The following is a 19,348-nucleotide window of genomic DNA, read 5'->3' on the forward strand; positions in this document are numbered from 1 at the left end:
CATCTCCCTCTCTTATTAAAGCGTATTCATAACACACTAAAACCTACTTCTTGGATTAAAACCGACCTTTCCAGCGATGTTTTTGGCATAGAAACAAACGAATTTTAGGGAAACCGGTTTCCCTACTAAAAATTACCATGACACCAGACGCGTTGTCAAGCCTTAAAATTGAAATGCACAACAAAAAAAGAGCTCCTATTTAGGAAGCTCTTGGAGTTGAATATTTACTGTTTGAGTTCAGCGTCCCGCCGTCTGAATAAACTGCAAGACCTCATTCATAATTCGGTCCTTCTCTTCACAATGGCACACCATATGACCACTGTTGTCGACCATCAGCACCTGTTTTTGGGTCGCCTTGATCATATGATGTCGTAGGTAATCGGCGCTTCTAGTCTTCACTAGATGATCTCTTTTTCCTTGCACGATCAGGGTTGGAGTCTCAATATGCGGATAGACAGAAAAGCTCTCACGAACCAATCGCTGGAACTCTCGAGTTGCTTTTGGAGGCGTTGAACTGAATTTACTAATATAAGTTTTTAGCATGGAAAAGCTCCCAAGGGTCTTAATAATTTCTACAGGATTCAGCGGAAACACAGGGGTAGACAACAAAGTGAGAGATTTAATCCAAGGTTTATAGCGCACGGAAAGATGTGAAGCAATAAGAGCACCGGTTGAAAAACCGATCAGATGAACGCCGTCATTTGTCTTTAACAGCTCTGTTAATTCATCCTCAGCACTTTGCTGCCAATCATGTCGATCCGAATGCAGTAGATCATTCCTGCTGCCCCCGTGCCCCTTCAGGGTAAATGTTCTGGAACGATAATTATGCTGCTCCATAAACTGGGACAAGGGAGAGATTTCATGCTCACCTCCGGTAAAGCCATGAATAAATAAACAACTTTCCATAATTGTCCCTCTTTTCACATTCCATACTGAATTCCAACTTTATTGTATAATGCCAATCCCCTTTATTTTCTATTCATTCCAACCTTCTATGTAAAACCTTAACCAAATGATGTCAAGGTTTACCACCGTTATAGGTTCAAAAAAAATATAAACTCTATTGCTCCCACCAAAGAAGACCAAGTGCAGAAGTAATCGTTAAGCCTACAGCCGAGCTAGATGAAGTTACGTTAGCACAAATAGCAGTCCCCGGCGGAACGATGATGCTGCCCGTAAAGTTCTGTGAGAAAGCGCCTGGAGCTAATTGATAATTGTAAAGCGTCGTCCCCCCGCTAATTGCCGCTGTTGAAGATTGAACGGTCATCGCACTTGTAGCCGCGCTTCCGAGATTATTATTGGTTGGTGTCAAGGTTGCAGGAGAGGTTAACGTCCCTCCTTTTACAATTGTAAAGCTTCCAGACATAGCCGATAGCAGAGAAGATCCGCCGATACTGCCGCTAATACGAGAGATATATACGGTTTTCCCGCTACCAGCAGCATTACTAATCCGAATAGAAGTAATTGCAGAAATAAGACTAAGTACGACCAAACTAGACGCGGATGTGTTGGTAGAATACAAGACCGCAGCCTTCGAAGCACTTATTTCAGGTGGCGCGCTGATATCCGGAGATTGGAAGGTATTGACCATATCCACAAAAAGAGGTTGATCATTGTCGTTAAACACATATTGATTAGGCATGATTATCCCCTCCCATTTCTAATATTCCCACCAACTAATAGATGTTGTCGCTGCTGAAGTTCCCGATGCAATCGTGATGGACGTGGTTATGGAATTTCCGGGAGGAACAACGATTTGTCCAGTAAAATCAACAATGACGGGCCCCGCTGCCAGTAATAAAGATACTAGAGTGGCCGGACCTCCCGTAGGGGCAGCAGTCGAGGTTCTGGCCGTCATCACACTGGTTAACGCACTTCCAAAATTAAAATTTATCGGTGTAACGGTAGTCCCGGTGACCGTAGCGTTCCGAAGCAGAGATAAAGTAACAGCAGCTGTTGCCGAGCTAGCTGCAACACGGGATACATACAATGTACGTCCGCTGCCTGCCGGATTACTAATCTGAACAACTAACGGTGCAGCAGTCGTTACCGTAGAAGTAAAAGGGATTCCAAACAATAGCCCCGCCTTAGCCGCTCCTCCCTCCGGAGCTGAATCTATACCAGGTGCAACATACGTGTTGACTTGTTCTGTAAAGAGTGGCTGGCTACTCTGATTAAAGACTGAATCGTTTGGCATGCGCTATCCTCCCCGTACTTGAGCTTATCTTATTTTATGCCACTCTAAGTAACAGGTTGTTTGGGAATGTGCGTATTTTTGCTTTCACAGCCCAATCACCTCTTATTTTTCACCATATATTATTATCACCATTCGAATGGCTAAGGATTGTCCCTAACGGTTCGCGGCTTATTGAACTGCGGTTTATTGATGCTCAGGGCTCAAACGACGGTTAGGGTCCTTTTATGGACAGGGTTCCAGAAAACCCGTAGGAGGTGAATGAAATCCATAACGGTCTGGAACTAAAAAAGCGCAGCAAAATAAAACACTCAAAAAAACAGGGGAATTGTTCTAGAAATCCGCAATCATTTCCACCTCCAAAGGGTCGAAGAAACCGCCGTAAGGTGACGATCAGTCCTTTATTTTCCGAGCATCAATTTATCGGATTCCCCGTGTTCAGCTCCATTTCACCTCTGTCTTGGCAAAAAAGCGGAACTAAAACGATGATCTCTTACGCAGTTATGAACCAAGGAGACCACCCTGTTAGCGTCCGCTTGGAGATTAGTCCGAACAGTTTTGATTCTTTTATAGATTCAGAAGAGATCGTGGCTGCAAAAGAAATGAAGGTGCTAGTGCCAAGCAGATTTTTAAAGTGGACTCGGATATCCGCCTCCACGCAGCAGTCAACGGGTTTAGGCAAAATTGATGTATACGTCCAAGCCCAGTCTATAGGTATGAGTTAACAATTTTATAAGAGAGGGACGAGGAACTTTGCCTAACTACAGCTCTTTTCAAGCTAATCCCGATAATCTACGAACGCTTATTTTTGGCCGGGATGCCTCGCTGATTGATCATCCGCTCACTACAGATCCAGGCGGAAATCTAACGACAATTATCCTAGATGGTACGATTTCCAATATACTCGGAGCTACCATCACTGCGGGTACTTTGTCATCAGCAGGAACAGTTACTAACATTCTTAACGGGACGATCACCAGCGTACTCGGAGCTACCATCACTGCGGGTACTTTGTCCTCCGCAGGTACGGTTACCAACATTCTTAACGGGACCATTACTAGCGTACTTGGAGCTACCATCACAGCTGGTACCTTGTCTTCCGCAGGTACCATTACTAACATTCTCGCAGGTACCATTACTAACGTACTCGGGGCTACCATCACTGCGGGTACTTTGTCCTCCGCAGGTACGGTTACCAACATTCTTAACGGGACTATTACTAGCGTACTTGGAGCTACCATCACAGCTGGTACTTTGTCTTCCGCAGGTACCATTTCTAACATTCTCGAAGGCACGATTACTAGCGTGCTCGGAGCTACGATTACGGCTGGTACCATTACTAGTGTACTAGGCGCAACTATTACCGCGGGTACTTTGTCCTCAGCAGGAACGGTCACCAATATCCTTAACGGGACCATTACTAGTGTGCTAGGGGCTACGATCACAGCTGGTACCCTATCCTCAGCAGGTACGGTCACCAATCTCTTAAACGGGACCATTACCAGCGTGCTTGGAGCCACAATCACAGCCGGTACTCTGTCCTCCGCAGGTACAGTAACCAATCTCTTAAACGGGACCATTACCAGCGTGCTTGGAGCCACAATCACCGCTGGTACTTTGTCCTCAGCAGGTACAGTAACCAATCTCTTAAACGGGACCATTACCAGCGTGCTCGGAGCCACGATCACTGCGGGTACTCTGTCTTCGGCTGGTACAGTAACCAATCTCTTAAACGGGACCATTACCAGCGTGCTCGGAGCCACGATCACTGCGGGTACTCTGTCCTCAGCAGGTACGGTCACCAACCTCTTAAACGGGACCATTACCAGTGTGCTTGGAGCCACCATTACCGCTGGTACGCTCAGCAGTGTGACCTCTATTTCACAACGCAGCTTTATCGAACAGACGACGACGGGTATTGCAACTGCTAATGCCTATACTCCACTGCCAGCAGTGACTACAAGCGTATTGGGTACCTATTCCTTTTTCATCAATAACACTGGAGCTAACCCGGTCAACACACGAGTAGAAATCAGTGCTGACGGAACGAACTATTTCGTCGATACCACAGGAGATAATCCTTTAGCAGCAGGTTCTATAGATGTCATAGTTCCGGCCAGATTCTTGAAATATACACGCTTATCCTATCAATCAACGAATGCAGGAGCCGCCTCAACAATCAATGTAAGTTTCAACGCACAGGGAACGTAATGCAGATGCCCATCATATGTTGTAACGAAAGAGTGCATGGATATCCATGTGCTTTTTCTTTTGATAGCAAAAGCTGATTTCTACTTCTACATATGTAACAAGGAGGAAACAACGTGAACAATATTACGCTTGGCGTCCACCTCATCGTTAACAATGAAGCTGATCTTCTGCCCCACTGTCTCACAAGCGTAGCAGGTGTTGACGAGATTGTAGTCATAGATACAGGCTCTACTGACGAATCCATAGCTATTTCCCAAGCGCACGGGGCTAGAGTATTCCAACGGGAATGGACAGAAAACTTTGCTGCAGCACGTAACGAAGGTCTCGATCAGGCGGATACCGATTGGATTCTAGTCCTTGATGCCGATGAACGCCTGCAAACTCCACTTCCGGAACTTCGCAGCCTCCTGCAAAACACGCAAGCTCAGGCTTTTACAGTACAAATTGATAATTGGCTTGGCGTTCGGCCTGAAGATAAGGTAAAGCACAGTGCGGTTCGTTTATTCCGAAATGGACAGGGTTATCGATATAGCGGAAGAATTCATGAAGGAATTGACGCTGCAATCCTTAAATCACATAACATCTCGGCGATTGAGCATAGTGATATTGAGATTGAACACTTCGGATATTTGCCGGAAATCATGGCACGAAAAAATAAAATCAAACGCAATGAGCAGCTGCTGCGACTCGCTTTAGCCGAACAACCGGAAGATCCTTTTCACTCGTATAATTTAGCAGTCACCTGCTGTCAGGACGGTCGTCTTCTGGAAGCAGAGACATTACTTCGCCAGACCCTTCACCATGTGCCACTTGAAGCTTCCTACCGTCCTACGATGATTAGAGATCTCTGTAAAATTTATCTGACTCAAGGAAAAACGAATATCATAGATACCTTGCTGTTGCCTGAATTGGAGCGTTATGAGGATTACCCTGACCTGCATTTTTTATTAGGCCAATCTTTGGAGAGTCAAGGCTTGTTAGAACGTGCTTTTCAAGCTTATCAGCGTGCAGCATCCATTTCTGGAGATCAGGTTAGTCAAAAATATGTATCTGAGCAAGGGATGAACACCTTCCGCCCACTTTATCGACTAGGCTTAATCTCAGAGCGGCTTGAGCTTCAGGAGGACGCTGCGAGATTCTACCACCGTGCGCTTCAACACCACTCTTTATATAGGCCTGCCTTGCAGGGAATAGCTTTTGCTTTTCAACGCTTAGCTGTACCCGATGAGGAGATTGTCGGCTTGCTGATACAAATCGTCCCCCCAACTAATGCTGCCCAACGAGCTGCGATCATTGACAGCTTATTTGCGATAAATGCTAATGAGACCATCACTAACTTATCCCGAGACACTTTTCCCTTGGAATTAGAGACGGCAAATTGGATGATCTCTTCACTCCTGATCACCGGCAAGCTAGAGGACGCCTATACAACCATAAGACAAATGACCTCCTTAGCTACGCAAGATAACCATGATTTAGAATATCTGAAAAAGTGGCCTACCCTCTGGGCTATTTGCTCTTGGGCGCTTTTTGGAGAATTCCACAATGACCTGCTAACCTATGTACCAGACGAACTTCGTTTCGGACTGCAATACATTCAGAAGTGCCACCAGCAACAAAAGGTAGATCCCGCTGAAGCAGAGGTAGATTCATTACCATTACATTCCTCATTCATTTCAGATTTGATCGAACAATCAGTAAAACTACACCAGCCCGAGTTAAGCGACGCTTTGGTAAAGCTGTTCCCTACCTTTCGGTCTGAATTAGCCGCAGCATTATATAAAGAAGGCAATAGGAATGCGGCAGGTGAGCATTTTATCAGGTTAGTTAGCGATCAAGCCGCTGATGCGAAGGTTCTTTTTTATATAGGTGAGATGGTCTTTGACAAAGGGCATTACACGGAAGCCAGTGAATGGTTTCAACAAGCGCTGGAGCAGATGCCTGAGCATGAGGCTGCCCGAGTGGGTTTAGCACTCTGTTACCTTCAGCAAGCGAAGCATAGCATGGAGGAGGCACTAAACAGCTTGGATGCAGCTAACGTTCATGGTCCACTGCAAACGGATATTGGTGCCATCCATAAATCCATCTTTTTACTAAATCGTACACCGTGGCATACACAGTGGAGCTTCCGCCAGAGTGAGGGGAGGACAGCCAAATGAGCATGCCCAGCCAAAAACCTCTGATTTCTCTATGCATGATCGTTAAGAACGAAGCAGATAACCTAAACCAATGTTTAAAAAGTGTACGTGGTATCGCCGATGAGATTATTGTAGTCGATACTGGCTCTACTGACTCCACGCTACAAATTGCTCTAAGCTTTGGAGCTAAAGTTGTTCACCATCCTTGGAATGGCGATTTTGCCGCTGCCCGCAACGCGGGTCTTCAGCAAGCCCACGGACAATGGATTCTCATTCTGGATGGAGACGAGGAACTGGATGCGAAAAGTAAGGGGGAGCTGTTGCTGTGTGCGGAGCATTTGGAGTATGAAGCTTTTTTTCTGCGCATTCATAATCATAAAGGTTTAACCGCAGCTTCACAGACCATTACTGTTAATCCGATTATCCGGCTATTCCGTAACCGCCCGCAGTACCGTTTCAGCGGCATCATCCACGAACAGATTGCAGAAACGATCGTAAAAGCTACACCCAAAGCAGCAATGCATTTAAGCAACGTAGTCATCCATCATTACGGTTATGCAGACGGCGTAGTAGCAAAAAAAGATAAGATCAAACGAAATGTTGAGCTGCTCAAGGAACAGCTAAAGTTAAATCCCAATGACCCCTTCCACCATTTCAATATGGCTGTTGAATATATGCGGCTTGGTGAATATCAACCGGCTCTAGAGCATATCAAAAGATCACTTAACGAAGCTCCACCCGACACAAGTTATGTTCATCTGCTGCACAAATATCAAATCCGCTGCCTGGCAGAATTAAAAGATTTCAACGCGGCGCTGGAAGCTTGCGACTCAGGGATAACCTTACATCCGGATTATCCTGACTTGGCTCATATCAAAGGTGTGCTGCTGTTTCAAATGGGGGCCCTAGTTGAGGCCAAAACAGCATTGCTGCAAGCCTTAGTCATTGGAGAAGCTCCTTCCGGTTACCATACCGAGTCCGGATTCGGATCTTATTTGACATTTTATTTGCTGGGACAGTTATGCGAAGAAATAGGCGATGAGACCGAGGCCTGTGTCTGTTATACCAAAGCTGCTCAGCTTCATCCCGAGCCAACGCCCATTATAACCCGACTGATCCGAGCCTTAAAATGTGCTGAGCGCGAAAATGAAATTTTGGGCTGGCTTCACGCTCATCTACCCGAATACACAGCCGCTAAAAGCGGACTTCTCTTAGATTTATTGCGGATTGAGGGATGTGAAGAGGCAGCAAAACAGCTGATGAAGACCACAGGGCAGTCCTCATCTAATGACTCGTTATTCAACCCAGCCTATCACCCAGGGCGTTCGGAGCTTTTGTTGGCGGATCGTCTGCTTGCCTCCCTCACTTCTTCAACCCCCTATTCTCCAGCGGCTAAAAGAGTGCGACTCGCACTTCCACTGCCCAGAGTTTCAGATTAGGAAGGACGTATTCCTATGACCACACCGGATATCACACTTTGCATGATTATTAAGAACGAGGCAAACCATCTGGAGAAATGCTTATCCTCTGTGCGCGGGCTAGTGTCTGAGATTATCATTGCGGATACAGGCTCAGAGGATAACAGTAAAGAAATCGCTCAGAGGTTCGGTGCAAAGATTATCGACATTCCTTGGGAAAATGATTTTTCCAAAGCGCGGAATATAAGCCTAGAGTATGCAACTTCCGCTTGGGTTCTGGTACTGGATGCTGATGAGGCTGTGGATCATTGGAGTGAGGAGCTGCTCCAGCCCTTGCTTGGTGCCGAGTATATTCATGGGTATTGGCTGCCCATTATCCACTATGTCGGTGAAATACCTGAAGCGGATTTTGTTACAGATCATGTCTGTCGATTATTCAAAAATGATAAAAGAATTATTTTTCGTGGAAGTATTCATGAGGAGATTGCCAGCAGCATTTGGGAGCTTCCAGCTGGGGAGATCACTTATGCAGATTTGCGTATTTTCCACTACGGATATTTAGAAGATGAACTGATGCGTAAAAATAAATATAACCGCAATTTAGCACTCATCAACAGGGGTCTGCGGCTTCAACCGAACCATCTTTTTCTTCGTTACGCGTTAGGGGCAGAGTATTATCAGCAGGGTCAATATAAAGAAGCGGCAGAGATCCTCCTTCCGCTGCTCACCGATGCTCCAGCCCCTTCCGGTTATGTCTCAGATATTTACCTTAAGACGGCGTACGCCTTACAACTATGTGGCCGAAAGCAGGAAGCCGAGGAAGTTTTTCGTACGGGGAGCGGTCTTTTTCCTGATTTCACGGATTTATTAGAAAGCTATGCCCTCCTATTACTGGAACAAGGGAAGCTCAGCTCAGCCAAGCACTTCTTGGAGAACGCACTTCAGAGCGGGAATACAGCACATAAATACCCTTCTTCCTCAGGCAGTGGAACGTATCGGACAGAACTACTAGCCGGAAGAGTCTGTGAGAAGTTATACCAATATCCGGATGCGTGGAGACATTACGAGGCTGCTATACAACATAAGCCTGATTATAGCGAAGCGTGGAAAGAACTCGTCCCACTAAGCCTTCTATCTGGAGAGAAGGCACAACTACGAGCATTGACCCACTACTATCTGCACTCTTTATCTCCTGATACTTTGAGTTATCTTCTGTCCGCAGCGCTCAATGCCCGCGATCCGGAATGGCAAGCTGAGCTTTCTACAGCCAGCCAGTTACCCTCATCTGTTCAGGCTGCATTGCAGGCGATTCTGGAGATAAACAATCAACCGGAACATTTTCAGACACTCGCACCGCTTGAACAGCTACTTCATGATCCTTCCCATCTTTCCAACCGATCCTTTGTACTTGGCTACCTGTGGGCTTTCTCTTGCCGTATTGGAGATACTGAGTCTGCCATGCGCTGGCTTGTCTGTCTATTGCCTTACAGACCGGGGATTTTATCGATCCATCATATTTTAGCGGGGAATTATAGCCTTAAAGCTGATCTTTCGGATCTCAACTATGCAGCACAATTGCTGCTTCAGACTGGTGCTTGGAATAGTTTATTAGCACTTTATCGCCATTCGCAAGGTTCTTCCTTACAATGGTCCAGTCTGCCGCAGCCCTTACTTTACGGTTTACTTGAAGCCCCCACCTCCATAAAAAAACAATGGTGCTCTATTTATGTCAGCAAGCACCCTCAATATCATACACCTGCAGACTGTACCGAGTGGCAATTATACGCTGCGATAGCCTACTCCTGTGGAGAGATGCCCATCCTTCATGTAGAGGATGAAGCCGCTTTGCGTAGAGTCGGGGGGGCTACCGCAGCCGTGAGCCTCGCTTATTACAAGCTGCAGCTCGCAGCAGAAGTATATCCGCAAGGGATACCATCAGCTCATATCCCTTCTGCGCTGCTTCTGAGATCTGCCAGCCGGACTTAGCCAGTTGGCAGATCAGATGCGGATTTCAAAGCTCCTCTTGCCATTCCACCAGATGGGGCTGCTCATCAAGGATAGATTCGTACTGCTCCAGACTACCCCAGCGCCCCTCTGGATCAAGCTCCAGGTAACGCGAGTATTTTCGCCGAAGCTCCTCAGGGGATATCGCCCAACCATAATGTTTCACACGCAGCTCGGTAAGAAACCCCGGCAATACCGAATAAGAGAGCGGAAGTCTTGGCACATGATGATCCATTTTCGGAAAAAAATAATGAAAGTTCGGCAAATACCGGACTAGTGTACGGGTATGCTTCGTGTGGATATTCCAATGCTCATCTTCACGGTAATGTGTGGTGCCACCCCAAAAATCAAATAATCGGAAGGATACCCAGTCATACACATCCTGATCGATGAGTCGCCTCATCTCCCGTTTAGCAGACTCTTCATAGAATTCATCGGCATCCACAGACAGCAGCCAATCCGGATTCGTAGATACCGCCAGCTCCCACAATGTTTGCCGCAGCTCCCATTCACGGTTAAACAAAGAGCTTTGCAGGGTTACGAGCTTCTTAACTTTGGCAAAAGAGAGACATAACTGAGCCGTATGATCTGTACTTCCATCATCCACGATCACAATATCATCCACGAACTCACTTAATTCCTCCAGCACCTGCTCTAAATACCTTCCGGCTTCGTTCCTAACCTGCATAATAGCGGTCAGACGGTTGCCTGATGTTTTGCGGAGTGGCCCTCTATGACTACTCATCCTCCACTCTCCTTCTCAATCGTCTTACAGCCTCTTCGAGATCTGCCATCTCTGACAAAAGTGGCCATGCCTGATTGTCTTGCCCTCCTGCATTTAAAAAGCTGCGAATGGCCTCGTGCCGCCTGCCATACAGCAAGTGTATGGTGCCTTCCATGGCTTCATCCACATTTTCTTCCTGCTCATGTTGCAGCACTATTGCCTTTTCCCATTGAAAAGTCCGCACATAATTTTGCACCAGCAACGCTTTTGCCTCGGAAGAAGTTAGCGGACTTAAAATTCTTACCGCCGCTGCCTCATCCTCATTCAGGTGGAACAACTCCGCACGAACCAGTTCATCCTGCCCGGAATGGAGCCAGCCCTCCATCCTTTCTACTGCTCGCTTCTCCTCTGCGGTAAATGCTGTAATCGCAAATTGGCGGACCGCCGTTTCCAGATTCCCTGTCTTGGCTTCTATTGCAGAAAAAAACCGGAAGTGTGAAATAAGGCAATCCAAATATTCATACAGCACCATTAACTCAAAGGATTGCGCCAGATATCGATTCGCTGTGGAGTCCCCAAGCAAATACAAATAAGATGCTGCCAAATAATGTACAACAGGCTGGCTGGGCAGCTTGGCGCACATCGAAGTATAATAATCCGCCCTAAGCTGGAGTTGAATCCTAAACCAGTCCTTAGCAAGGAGGGGATCCTCCTGCCATAAGCTCCCAATCGCCTTACTCCATAACACTTCATAATCTGTCAGAAAATAAATCCGCTCGCGCTGACATACAACTCCATACGATTCCTGCTGATCCCCGTCGAGATAAATAACATTCTCCCTGCACAAGCTCTGCTCCAGATAGATCCGTTCTGATCGGGTTCCTACTAGATCGGCCTTTGCTCCAAGCAAGCCGCTGTATTTATCCCATAAGACCTTATTTTCTTCTTCCGGACAGCGCTCTAACAAAGCCACTATATATCCCGCTTGCAAAGAAAGAACCTCTGGTAGCCAATAGGGAGAAGAGACCAGAAGTGTGTACTCCCTCGCCTTGAGAGTATGAATATCCGCGATCATTACCGGCTTGATCTGGCTGTTAGTCTGCTGCTCAAGAGTCATTCTTCCGGCAAAACAGACCTCTTCCCGCTCGGGCAGAAGATCCAACAGTCTTTTATATTCGTATTCCTCCCAGGAGCCTTTGCTCAGAATTAAATATTTCATGACTGCGCCTCCTTGCCCTTGCTGCTATCTGCCTTCTTCCCCTGCGGTTCGGACAAATCCCCCACATAACCTATAGTTAGTGAAGCTTCAGGGTGAAGCTGCAATTGGTGCGAAGTAGACGCCTTACAAGTAATCACTCCAGGCACATTCCCGCCTTTATGAGCAACTCGCTCTAATGGAAAAACAATTCCCGAAGGGTCCCCCCTAAGCAACCGCCCCACCTCTTCGTCCATATCCGTAGATAAACTAACGATCAGATCTGCGGAACCTTGGGTGATCGCCTTCACTACCCGTTCAACGTAATATTTCTCATATCTGATAGAGTCTGATAAATACACAGTTATCTCACACTCAAATAATGCAGATGCATTCTTCAAAGCCCGCAGCCAAGCCTCTTGACCACGAACTGTAATCACTACATCCTGTTCATTTACTGGCAAGCCGGGAGCTGTGTTCATCCAGCTGTCCTTGATCCAGATCCAGCGAATATTCTTGTAGCTCTGCTGCTCCTGTGTAGCTGCCCATTCCTGCGGAAGATGGTCCCCATTCCCATCCTCTTCACAATAAACAATCGCCGTCACTAATGGGGTTGCCAAGGTTGCCTTACCGAGTGGAATAACAGGTTGTGTTGATTGTAAGAATCCATTCTGCGGTACAAGATGTTCTTCGACTTCTAAGACATCCTCCAGCGCCCATTTTGTACTGTACGCCTGCCAGCCATCCGCAAGTGTTGGTCCGTTCAGCCTTCTCTGGCCCCTATCAAGTGAATGTATAGCATGAACATACACAGCATCACTTAGCGCCAGCTTGGCTCCAGACTGCCGGGCTCGAAGACACCAATCGGCAATCATAAGAGGCCGCGCTTGAAGCGAGATGTCCAACCCTCCAATACGCTGAAGCAGCTCTTTAGAGAACAGGAGGCAAGAACCCGTTAGTACATGCATCTCTCGCCATTCTCCTTGATGCCGGCCAAGACTGTAGCTTACATGCGCAGCAAACTCATCATAGGTGCCGAAGTGAAGACGTTTCTTCCCTTCCCCTCTTTCGGTTGAAGAGCGAGGGGCCACCACCTTAACTGAAGCGTCATCAAAAGGAACCCACAATAGCTCACTTAGCCAGCCAGGTGATACCATGATCGAATCTTCAAGCAAAACCGCGAAACTGGTTTCGATCTGTGCCAAAGCCTGGTTAGGCATGTACTCCTCCTTTTCATAAGGAAGAAAGAGAATCGACTGCTCCGGTGAGAACTGTTCCGCTAAAGTTTCCATAGGAAAATCAGGAGTCATCGCCACAGCAATAATGCGCACAGACTCTCCAGAATGGAGCAGCAGCAAGGGTAAGCAAGCTGCGGCACATTCCAGGCGGCTTAGCTCAACTACAAGGGTAAGTCCATCTTTACTCGGCAGTGGAAGTAGTCCCGTGCGCTCCAAGAACCCATACCTACCCGCCAAGCGTTCCACATACAGAGATTCTTGCGACATTAGGATTCACGCTCCATTTATTAAAGCTGTTCTACCTATAGTCTATGAGCGCTGAAGCATGATATCCCCTTAATTTCCTCCGCCCACGCCTTTGTCTTCTTCCGTATGATCTGCACCCGTACTCGCGGGATCGGTTGCCGCTGGAGACGAGCTGTTATCTTTCTGACTGTTACTGGAGGTATCCTTGCCCTGATCCACTACTCCACTCTTATCCCCGCCTACAGCTGGAGCAGGAATGGCAATTCCCGGAGCACTGCTGCCGTTAGCCCCCACAGGTTGACCTTGATTATCGTAATAATACATAGGTACATCTCCAACAACCATCAGATAAGACACAGGAATTTCTGTATCCACTACCTGCGGCTCCATATCAAAAGGAATGACGACTGCAACCTCTGTCACAATATGAATGTATACCTCGACCAGAATCATATTGATCCCAGCGTTTTGCTGGCGGGTGCTGAGTTCAACCTTAACCGCACCTTGTGGTTCAATCTTGATCGGAATATCGGGTCCATAAGAAGCAATAAGGGGACTGCCCAGCGCTTGCCCCAGCGGAATATATTCTGTTCGATTATGCAATTCCTGCAGCGTAGACTGAATGACCTGTGCCGCTTGCGAAGTAATACGCATATGCTCCGCGTAGTTGAGCATGAACCCTGATATTTTCCCGTTCTTATCCGTCTTCCAATCAATTAGCTCTTCCGCATTCCCTCCATTCGCAACCTGAGAGGTAATCGCCTTATTAATCGATTCCGTAGCGATTTGCTTCACACGTATTTGTGCTAAATGCAGGATGGGCGGCTTCATATGCAGCTCCACATAGCGCAAGGATTGCAGCACCAGCACAAGTATTACTAAGGAGGCTATCAGCCAAAATTTGCGTCGGCTTCTTGGCTTATGTGTTCTTCCGCCTGCAACCGTTACCTTACTCTCTGGCCGGCTGGATAACCTAAAGCGGCCTTTGCTACGTTTGGCTTCAAAGCGCGTACGCTGCGGCCTAACCGCTGCCCGGCTGGGTTTTGACTTGAATGCGGAGCTTCTCGCTGAGAATCTCCGATTCGTGTCCCCATTTATTTTTGGCAGCCGAAAATGGCCTAGATCAGGTATTCTCAGCCTTCGGTTCCCCCATTTTTTCAATCTGCCCATTGCAATAGTCCCTCCCGCCTTACGCAGAGGTCAAGCCACCTCCACTTAATTTAAGGTATTCGCTAAGAGGACAAAAAAGAAGAACGTTCCCTCCGGCAAACTGCGCCTGAAGTAACGTTCTTCATCCTTTAGATCATGAACTGGGAAGATGATATTAGTGCATTCTGCTCCGCTTATCCTCCTGCAAATGGTCCCAATGACGCCGAATAAAGATGCCAATGAGAATAGCTATAAACACCGCATACCAAGTAAGATAACCATTCCATTCTTCACGCGGAACAATTAAGGTGGATCCGATCGTACCGAATAACCATATATAAGACAAATTACCAAGTACGGTTCCCCATATAAAAGATGAGGCTTTAATCGGTGAAACAGCAGACATGAAATTGATTACATTATTCGGAATAATCGGGATTGTACGCAAAAGCACCAGTGTCCAAATCCCATATCGATCCAAGTAACGTTGCCATTTATCATAGCGCTTCAGTTTGCTTCTCCATTTTCGGTCAAACCAGTTATACAGATATCGCCGAATGAGAAAATACATCAGTATTCCGCCCAGATTGCAGGCCAGCCAACTGATCAGCATACCTCCAATTACGTTAAAAACAGAGACATGCAGCACGATCAAAATTACGAATGGAAAAAATCCTAATATACTCTGCAAAAGTGCGAGCGGGATGGTCACGAATAAAATAGATGGCCCGCTAAGGCCCAGCGTTTGCAGCAGCCAATCAATCCAGGTATTTATGGTCTCTGTCATGAAGCAGTCTCCTCTCTTGACTCCTTGCAGCAGCTGCCTCCTGATTTACTTTGACAAAGCATAAGTCTAAGTGTGTAAACTAGGTATCCATTCTTATTGAAATATAAGCAGGGTACACTAAGAGCTTGTAATACTTTGCTTATATTCCCAAGAAAAACACCCCTTACGGGGTGTTTTATTGAATGAGCTTGCTTATGAAGTGTAATGTGTAAAGAACAGTAGTTAGCGTACAAGTTACATTTTTGTTTCCATTTATTCTTCACATCATAACACAGTTTTTAATCTACTTACAATTCTATACCTGCAACCCAAGCATTCACTTTATCCGGATTGCTCTCCACCCAAGTTTTAGCGGCTTCTTCTGGTGACTTGCCACCCTGAACCTCAATCATTACTTTGGCCATATCTTCTGCTGTCCATTCGAATTGATCCAGGAATTTGTAGACATTCGGCATGTCATCTTTCAGACCTTGGCGAACCATCGTGTGGATCTGTTCATCCGCACCGTAAACCCCTTTTGGATCTTCCAGATATTTCAGATCCATATTGGCGAACATCCAGTGCGGTGTCCAGCCTGTAACAACGATTGGCTCGTTGTTGTCATAAGCCTTTTGCAGTTCCTGAGCCATCGCTGCGGATGAGCTTTCAAGAAGTGTGTAATCGCTAAGATCATATTCAGCGATAGCTTTTTCTGTGGTTGTCATAATGCCGGCACCTGGCTCAATGCCGATAATGCGATTGTTCAGCTTTGCTGCCATATCACTGTTCTTCAAGTCTTCAATAGAGTTAATATCCATATAGGCCGGAACAGCCAAGCCAACCTTAGTCCCGTTTAGATTTGCACCCAAATCTTCAATTTTTGCACCGTACTTCTCTAAATAAGCCGCATGGGTGCTTGGCAGCCAAGCTGCAACCATTCCATCCGCACTACCGTCTGCAACCCCAGCCCACATTGGACCAGCATCTACCTGCAGCATTTCAACGGTAGCTCCAAGCTTAGTTTCAAGTACTTCCTTTACTACATAAGTACTCGCAATTTCCGAATCCCATGCTACATATGCTAATTTTACCTTCTCTTTACTTGATGAAGAACATCCAGCAATAACAGCAATCATCATAATAACTAACAGGAATACCCCTATATTTTTCTTCTTCATTTATTTAAAACTCCTATCTTTGTTTTGGTTTTAGTGCGTTCTGTGTCAGACGGTCCAGCAGAATGGCGATAATAACGATCGCAATCCCTGCTTCGAATCCGTCTCCTGTCTTAGCCTGTGATACCGCACGGTATACATAGGCACCCACGCCCTGTGCACCAATCATCGATGAGATAACAACCATTGACAGTGACAACATAATGGTCTGGTTCACACCTGCCATAATTGTTGGTAAAGCGATTGGAAGCTGCAATTTAACTAATTTCTGAGTAGGTGTCGATCCGAAAGCATCTGCTGCCTCCACCAGTTCCTCCGAAACCTGACGAATTCCGAGATTGGTCAAGCGAATCGTTGGCGGAATTGCAAAAATAATCGAAGCAATAACCCCTGGAACTACGCCCAATGAGAAAAAGGATACCGCTGGCAATAAATATACAAAAGCCGGCATCGTCTGCATAAAGTCCAAAATAGGCGTAACTATATTTCTAACGGTATTTCTCTGCGCACATAAAATACCAATCGGCACACCAATTACTACAGCCAATATCGAGGCGGTTAGAACAAGGGCCAAGGACTGCATAGAAGGTCCCCATAATCCAAGATTATCAATCAGAAGCAGCCCAATGACCGCAAATAGTGCCATGCGCCATTTACCGATCCAATAAGACAATGCTGCAATAAGCACGATAAGTACTAATGCTGGCAGGAAGGTAAGTGCATTTTCAATGCCAGCCACCATACCACCGATAATCGAATGGATGAAGTCAAACAGGGGCCCACAATAAGTCGTCAGCCAATTTTCCAACCACTCGAGTGCCTTTCCCAAAGGCAGTTTAGGAATGTCCATTATAATCCTCCTTCCGGTACCGCGTTGCCGGCGAGTGCGGAAAGAACGGCTCCTTTAATCACAATACCCTTCAATTTATCCGCTTCATCTACGACGGCTACAGGCAAATGTGTCTCAGATATTAATTCAAAGAAATCATTGAGTAGCGTTTCCGGTTGAACACGTGGGATTTCTCTCCGCGTTACTTCCAGAATAGATTTATTATCATTCAGTGCCTTAAGGGCATCCTCAGCTGTAATAACACCCAGAAGCTTATTTTCCTTGTCCACTACATACAGACTGAATATACCACTGTCACGCATTAATTGAAGCGCTACCCGAGGCCCGCGTTCAGGTCTGACTGTTTCCGGCTGACGCATTACATGAGCTGCAGTCAACACCTTGGACAAGTCCACATCCTCCACGAATCGCTCTACATATTTATTGGCAGGTTGGATGAGGATTTCTTCCGGTGTACCAATTTGCACAATGACTCCGTCCTTCATCAGTGCGATCCGATCTCCAATCCGCAAAGCTTCGTCTAGATCATGAGTGATAAACACGATGGTCTTCTTCACTCTGGCCTGTAATTCCAGCAGCTCTTGCTGCATGTCTTTACGAATAAGCGGATCCAGTGCACTAAATGCCTCATCCATAAGCAGGATATCCGGGTCGTTAGCAAGGCCCCGTGCCAGTCCAACACGCTGCTGCATCCCTCCACTGAGTTGATCAGGACGATGATTCTCCCAACCTTTCAGACCTACCAGATGCAAGGCTTCTGTTGCCAGTTCAGTTCTTTTCTTTTTATCTACGCCCTGAACTTCAAGCCCGTATGCTGCATTCTCCAGTACGCTTCGATGTGGAAATAATGCGAACTTCTGAAACACCATGCCGATGTTCTTCCGTCTGAATTGGCGCAGCTGCTCCGGATTCATTTTCACAACATCTTTCCCTTTAAAAAGAACTTGCCCCCCTGTAGGCTCAATCAAGCGGTTCAACAAACGAACCAGCGTCGACTTACCGCTGCCGGACAAACCCATAATGACGAATATTTCTCCTTCTTCAATGCTGAATTCGGCTTTGTTGACTCCGACTGTCAACTTCAATTCCTGAGCAATTTTTTCCTTCGACATCCCTTGCTCTAATAAAGGAATCGCGCGTCCCGCATCATGACCGAATACTTTGGTTAGTTGTTTCACCTCTATAATAGCCATGCCGTCCTCCTTCTCCCGAAATGTTATCCGGGTTTAGTTCACTTATAGTAGTTTACCGGACTATTGAAAATTCATGCAAACACCATATACGGATAAAATTTAGTGTACAGTTTTAACTTTATGAACTTTATGTATGGAATACTCTGTTTTACGCCAAATTCCTTTCTTCATGAATTCTTTACTTATGGAGGGGGATTTGATTACAATACATTGTATAAGGTTGCAGTCTATCGACCTATTCCTCAGGAGGGACATCATGAACGATTTAGAAGGGCTTACGCCCGAACAAATAGAGAAGATTAGTAAAGCCCGTGAACGTGTGATCGATTCTATCGGCAAAAACATGGATCTGTATGGCATTACCTTGTCTATTGGACATTTATACGGTTATATGTACTTCAATCAAGGTCCAGTGACACTGGATGAACTCAGTAAAACAATGGGAATGAGTAAAACGTCCATGAGTACGGGAGTCCGTACCCTTCTAGATCTGAAAATGATCGACAAAGTATGGGGGAGAGGGACGCGCAAAGACTTGTTCACCACTGTGCCTGACTGGCATCAGAACTTCAGTGATTACTTCTCTATTAAATGGAGAAAAGCCGTCGAAGGTAATATGATCTCACTAGCGAAATCACTTGCAGAAATTAACGATATGAAAAAAGAGTATAGTGACGATAGTAAACTTATGCAGCTCTTAAATACAGATGAAGAAAAAATAACTGAATCCATTAACTACTACCGCTGGTTGCTGAAACTAATAGAATCTTTTGAGAGTGGCAAAATTTTTGAATTTATCCCTAAAGAAACTTAAGTCAAACCCACAAAAAACACACAAAAAAACGAC

The 19,348-nt window shown here is 46.1% G+C and carries 17 protein-coding genes; 6 read left to right on the forward strand and 11 right to left on the reverse strand.

The features are described from left to right. Positions 1-237: 237 nt before the first annotated feature. From NST94_RS25055 to NST94_RS25065, 3 genes are all read right to left on the reverse strand, one after another. The gene (locus tag NST94_RS25055) at positions 238-906 is read right to left on the reverse strand and encodes an alpha/beta fold hydrolase (protein ID WP_036685332.1); all 669 of its coding nucleotides are present in this window, start codon (positions 904-906) and stop codon (positions 238-240) included. 154 nt (positions 907-1,060) lie between these two features. Next, complete coding sequence (locus tag NST94_RS25060; protein ID WP_036685335.1) at positions 1,061-1,642, reverse strand: hypothetical protein; 582 nt, start codon at positions 1,640-1,642, stop codon at positions 1,061-1,063. Between the two features lie 18 nt (positions 1,643-1,660). Further along, complete coding sequence (locus NST94_RS25065; RefSeq protein WP_076128012.1) at positions 1,661-2,197, reverse strand: hypothetical protein; 537 nt, start codon at positions 2,195-2,197, stop codon at positions 1,661-1,663. 482 nt (positions 2,198-2,679) lie between these two features. Between NST94_RS25065 and NST94_RS25070 the strand changes: the two genes are divergently transcribed. The 5 genes from NST94_RS25070 to NST94_RS25090 all read left to right on the forward strand — a co-directional run bounded on the left by NST94_RS25070 (position 2,680) and on the right by NST94_RS25090 (position 9,947). Beyond that, the gene (locus tag NST94_RS25070) at positions 2,680-2,919 is read left to right on the forward strand and encodes a DUF6385 domain-containing protein (protein WP_282580012.1); all 240 of its coding nucleotides are present in this window, start codon (positions 2,680-2,682) and stop codon (positions 2,917-2,919) included. A 28-nt stretch (positions 2,920-2,947) separates the two neighbouring features. Next, positions 2,948-4,405, forward strand: coding sequence for a DUF6385 domain-containing protein (locus tag NST94_RS25075; RefSeq protein WP_280753715.1), 1,458 nt, complete (start codon positions 2,948-2,950; stop codon positions 4,403-4,405). A 113-nt stretch (positions 4,406-4,518) separates the two neighbouring features. Beyond that, positions 4,519-6,564 (forward strand): TPR domain-containing glycosyltransferase, encoded by a 2,046-nt coding sequence (locus tag NST94_RS25080; protein ID WP_280753714.1) that lies wholly within the window; start codon positions 4,519-4,521, stop codon positions 6,562-6,564. Continuing rightward, a complete protein-coding gene (locus NST94_RS25085) occupies positions 6,561-7,982 on the forward strand; it encodes a glycosyltransferase (RefSeq protein WP_280753713.1) in 1,422 nt (473 codons plus the stop codon). Before NST94_RS25080 ends, NST94_RS25085 begins: the two co-directional genes overlap by 4 nt. Before the next feature lie 15 nt (positions 7,983-7,997). After that, positions 7,998-9,947 (forward strand): glycosyltransferase, encoded by a 1,950-nt coding sequence (locus NST94_RS25090; protein WP_280753712.1) that lies wholly within the window; start codon positions 7,998-8,000, stop codon positions 9,945-9,947. Between the two features lie 25 nt (positions 9,948-9,972). On the opposite strand, the gene NST94_RS25095 is transcribed toward NST94_RS25090, so the two are convergent. The 8 genes from NST94_RS25095 to NST94_RS25130 form a co-directional block, all read right to left on the reverse strand. After that, a complete protein-coding gene (locus NST94_RS25095) occupies positions 9,973-10,710 on the reverse strand; it encodes a glycosyltransferase (RefSeq protein WP_076193397.1) in 738 nt (245 codons plus the stop codon). Beyond that, a complete protein-coding gene (locus tag NST94_RS25100; RefSeq protein ID WP_248549581.1) occupies positions 10,703-11,908 on the reverse strand; it encodes a hypothetical protein in 1,206 nt (401 codons plus the stop codon). The genes NST94_RS25095 and NST94_RS25100 overlap by 8 nt, the downstream gene beginning before the upstream one ends. Then, positions 11,905-13,389 (reverse strand): hypothetical protein, encoded by a 1,485-nt coding sequence (locus tag NST94_RS25105; protein WP_280753711.1) that lies wholly within the window; start codon positions 13,387-13,389, stop codon positions 11,905-11,907. Before NST94_RS25105 ends, NST94_RS25100 begins: the two co-directional genes overlap by 4 nt. Before the next feature lie 69 nt (positions 13,390-13,458). Further along, a complete protein-coding gene (gene yunB, locus NST94_RS25110; protein WP_339281405.1) occupies positions 13,459-14,538 on the reverse strand; it encodes a sporulation protein YunB in 1,080 nt (359 codons plus the stop codon). 154 nt (positions 14,539-14,692) lie between these two features. Continuing rightward, entirely contained in the window at positions 14,693-15,304 is a 612-nt protein-coding gene (locus NST94_RS25115) for a VTT domain-containing protein (protein WP_076099392.1), read from the reverse strand. Between the two features lie 287 nt (positions 15,305-15,591). Then, on the reverse strand, positions 15,592-16,461 hold the full coding sequence (locus NST94_RS25120; RefSeq protein ID WP_038573223.1) for a glycine betaine ABC transporter substrate-binding protein: 870 nt from the start codon (positions 16,459-16,461) through the stop codon (positions 15,592-15,594). A 13-nt stretch (positions 16,462-16,474) separates the two neighbouring features. Continuing rightward, complete coding sequence (locus tag NST94_RS25125) at positions 16,475-17,308, reverse strand: proline/glycine betaine ABC transporter permease (RefSeq protein ID WP_076099393.1); 834 nt, start codon at positions 17,306-17,308, stop codon at positions 16,475-16,477. Next, positions 17,308-18,501, reverse strand: a complete 1,194-nt coding sequence (locus NST94_RS25130) for a glycine betaine/L-proline ABC transporter ATP-binding protein (protein ID WP_036685362.1) — start codon at positions 18,499-18,501, stop codon at positions 17,308-17,310. The genes NST94_RS25125 and NST94_RS25130 overlap by 1 nt, the downstream gene beginning before the upstream one ends. Before the next feature lie 256 nt (positions 18,502-18,757). On the opposite strand from NST94_RS25130, the gene NST94_RS25135 reads away from it, so the two are divergent. Next, positions 18,758-19,315, forward strand: a complete 558-nt coding sequence (locus tag NST94_RS25135) for a transcriptional regulator (RefSeq protein WP_036685364.1) — start codon at positions 18,758-18,760, stop codon at positions 19,313-19,315. Positions 19,316-19,348: the final 33 nt, after the last annotated feature.

Source organism: Paenibacillus sp. FSL H8-0282 (assembly GCF_037963825.1).
Taxonomy (GTDB): Bacteria; Bacillota; Bacilli; order Paenibacillales; family Paenibacillaceae; genus Paenibacillus_AQ; species Paenibacillus_AQ odorifer.

Bases quoted from the DNA above. Each gene is read 5' to 3' on its own strand.
- NST94_RS25135 (WP_036685364.1), top strand. From the start codon at position 18,758: ATGAACGATTTAGAAGGGCTTACGCCCGAACAAATAGAGAAGATTAGT.
- NST94_RS25130 (WP_036685362.1), bottom strand. From the start codon at position 18,501: ATGGCTATTATAGAGGTGAAACAACTAACCAAAGTATTCGGTCATGAT.
- NST94_RS25085 (WP_280753713.1), top strand. From the start codon at position 6,561: ATGAGCATGCCCAGCCAAAAACCTCTGATTTCTCTATGCATGATCGTT.
- NST94_RS25105 (WP_280753711.1), bottom strand. From the start codon at position 13,389: ATGTCGCAAGAATCTCTGTATGTGGAACGCTTGGCGGGTAGGTATGGG.
- NST94_RS25060 (WP_036685335.1), bottom strand. From the start codon at position 1,642: ATGCCTAATCAATATGTGTTTAACGACAATGATCAACCTCTTTTTGTG.
- NST94_RS25070 (WP_282580012.1), top strand. From the start codon at position 2,680: ATGATCTCTTACGCAGTTATGAACCAAGGAGACCACCCTGTTAGCGTC.
- NST94_RS25090 (WP_280753712.1), top strand. From the start codon at position 7,998: ATGACCACACCGGATATCACACTTTGCATGATTATTAAGAACGAGGCA.
- NST94_RS25065 (WP_076128012.1), bottom strand. From the start codon at position 2,197: ATGCCAAACGATTCAGTCTTTAATCAGAGTAGCCAGCCACTCTTTACA.
- NST94_RS25100 (WP_248549581.1), bottom strand. From the start codon at position 11,908: ATGAAATATTTAATTCTGAGCAAAGGCTCCTGGGAGGAATACGAATAT.
- NST94_RS25055 (WP_036685332.1), bottom strand. From the start codon at position 906: ATGGAAAGTTGTTTATTTATTCATGGCTTTACCGGAGGTGAGCATGAA.
- NST94_RS25095 (WP_076193397.1), bottom strand. From the start codon at position 10,710: ATGAGTAGTCATAGAGGGCCACTCCGCAAAACATCAGGCAACCGTCTG.
- yunB (WP_339281405.1), bottom strand. From the start codon at position 14,538: ATGGGCAGATTGAAAAAATGGGGGAACCGAAGGCTGAGAATACCTGAT.
- NST94_RS25125 (WP_076099393.1), bottom strand. From the start codon at position 17,308: ATGGACATTCCTAAACTGCCTTTGGGAAAGGCACTCGAGTGGTTGGAA.
- NST94_RS25115 (WP_076099392.1), bottom strand. From the start codon at position 15,304: ATGACAGAGACCATAAATACCTGGATTGATTGGCTGCTGCAAACGCTG.
- NST94_RS25120 (WP_038573223.1), bottom strand. From the start codon at position 16,461: ATGAAGAAGAAAAATATAGGGGTATTCCTGTTAGTTATTATGATGATT.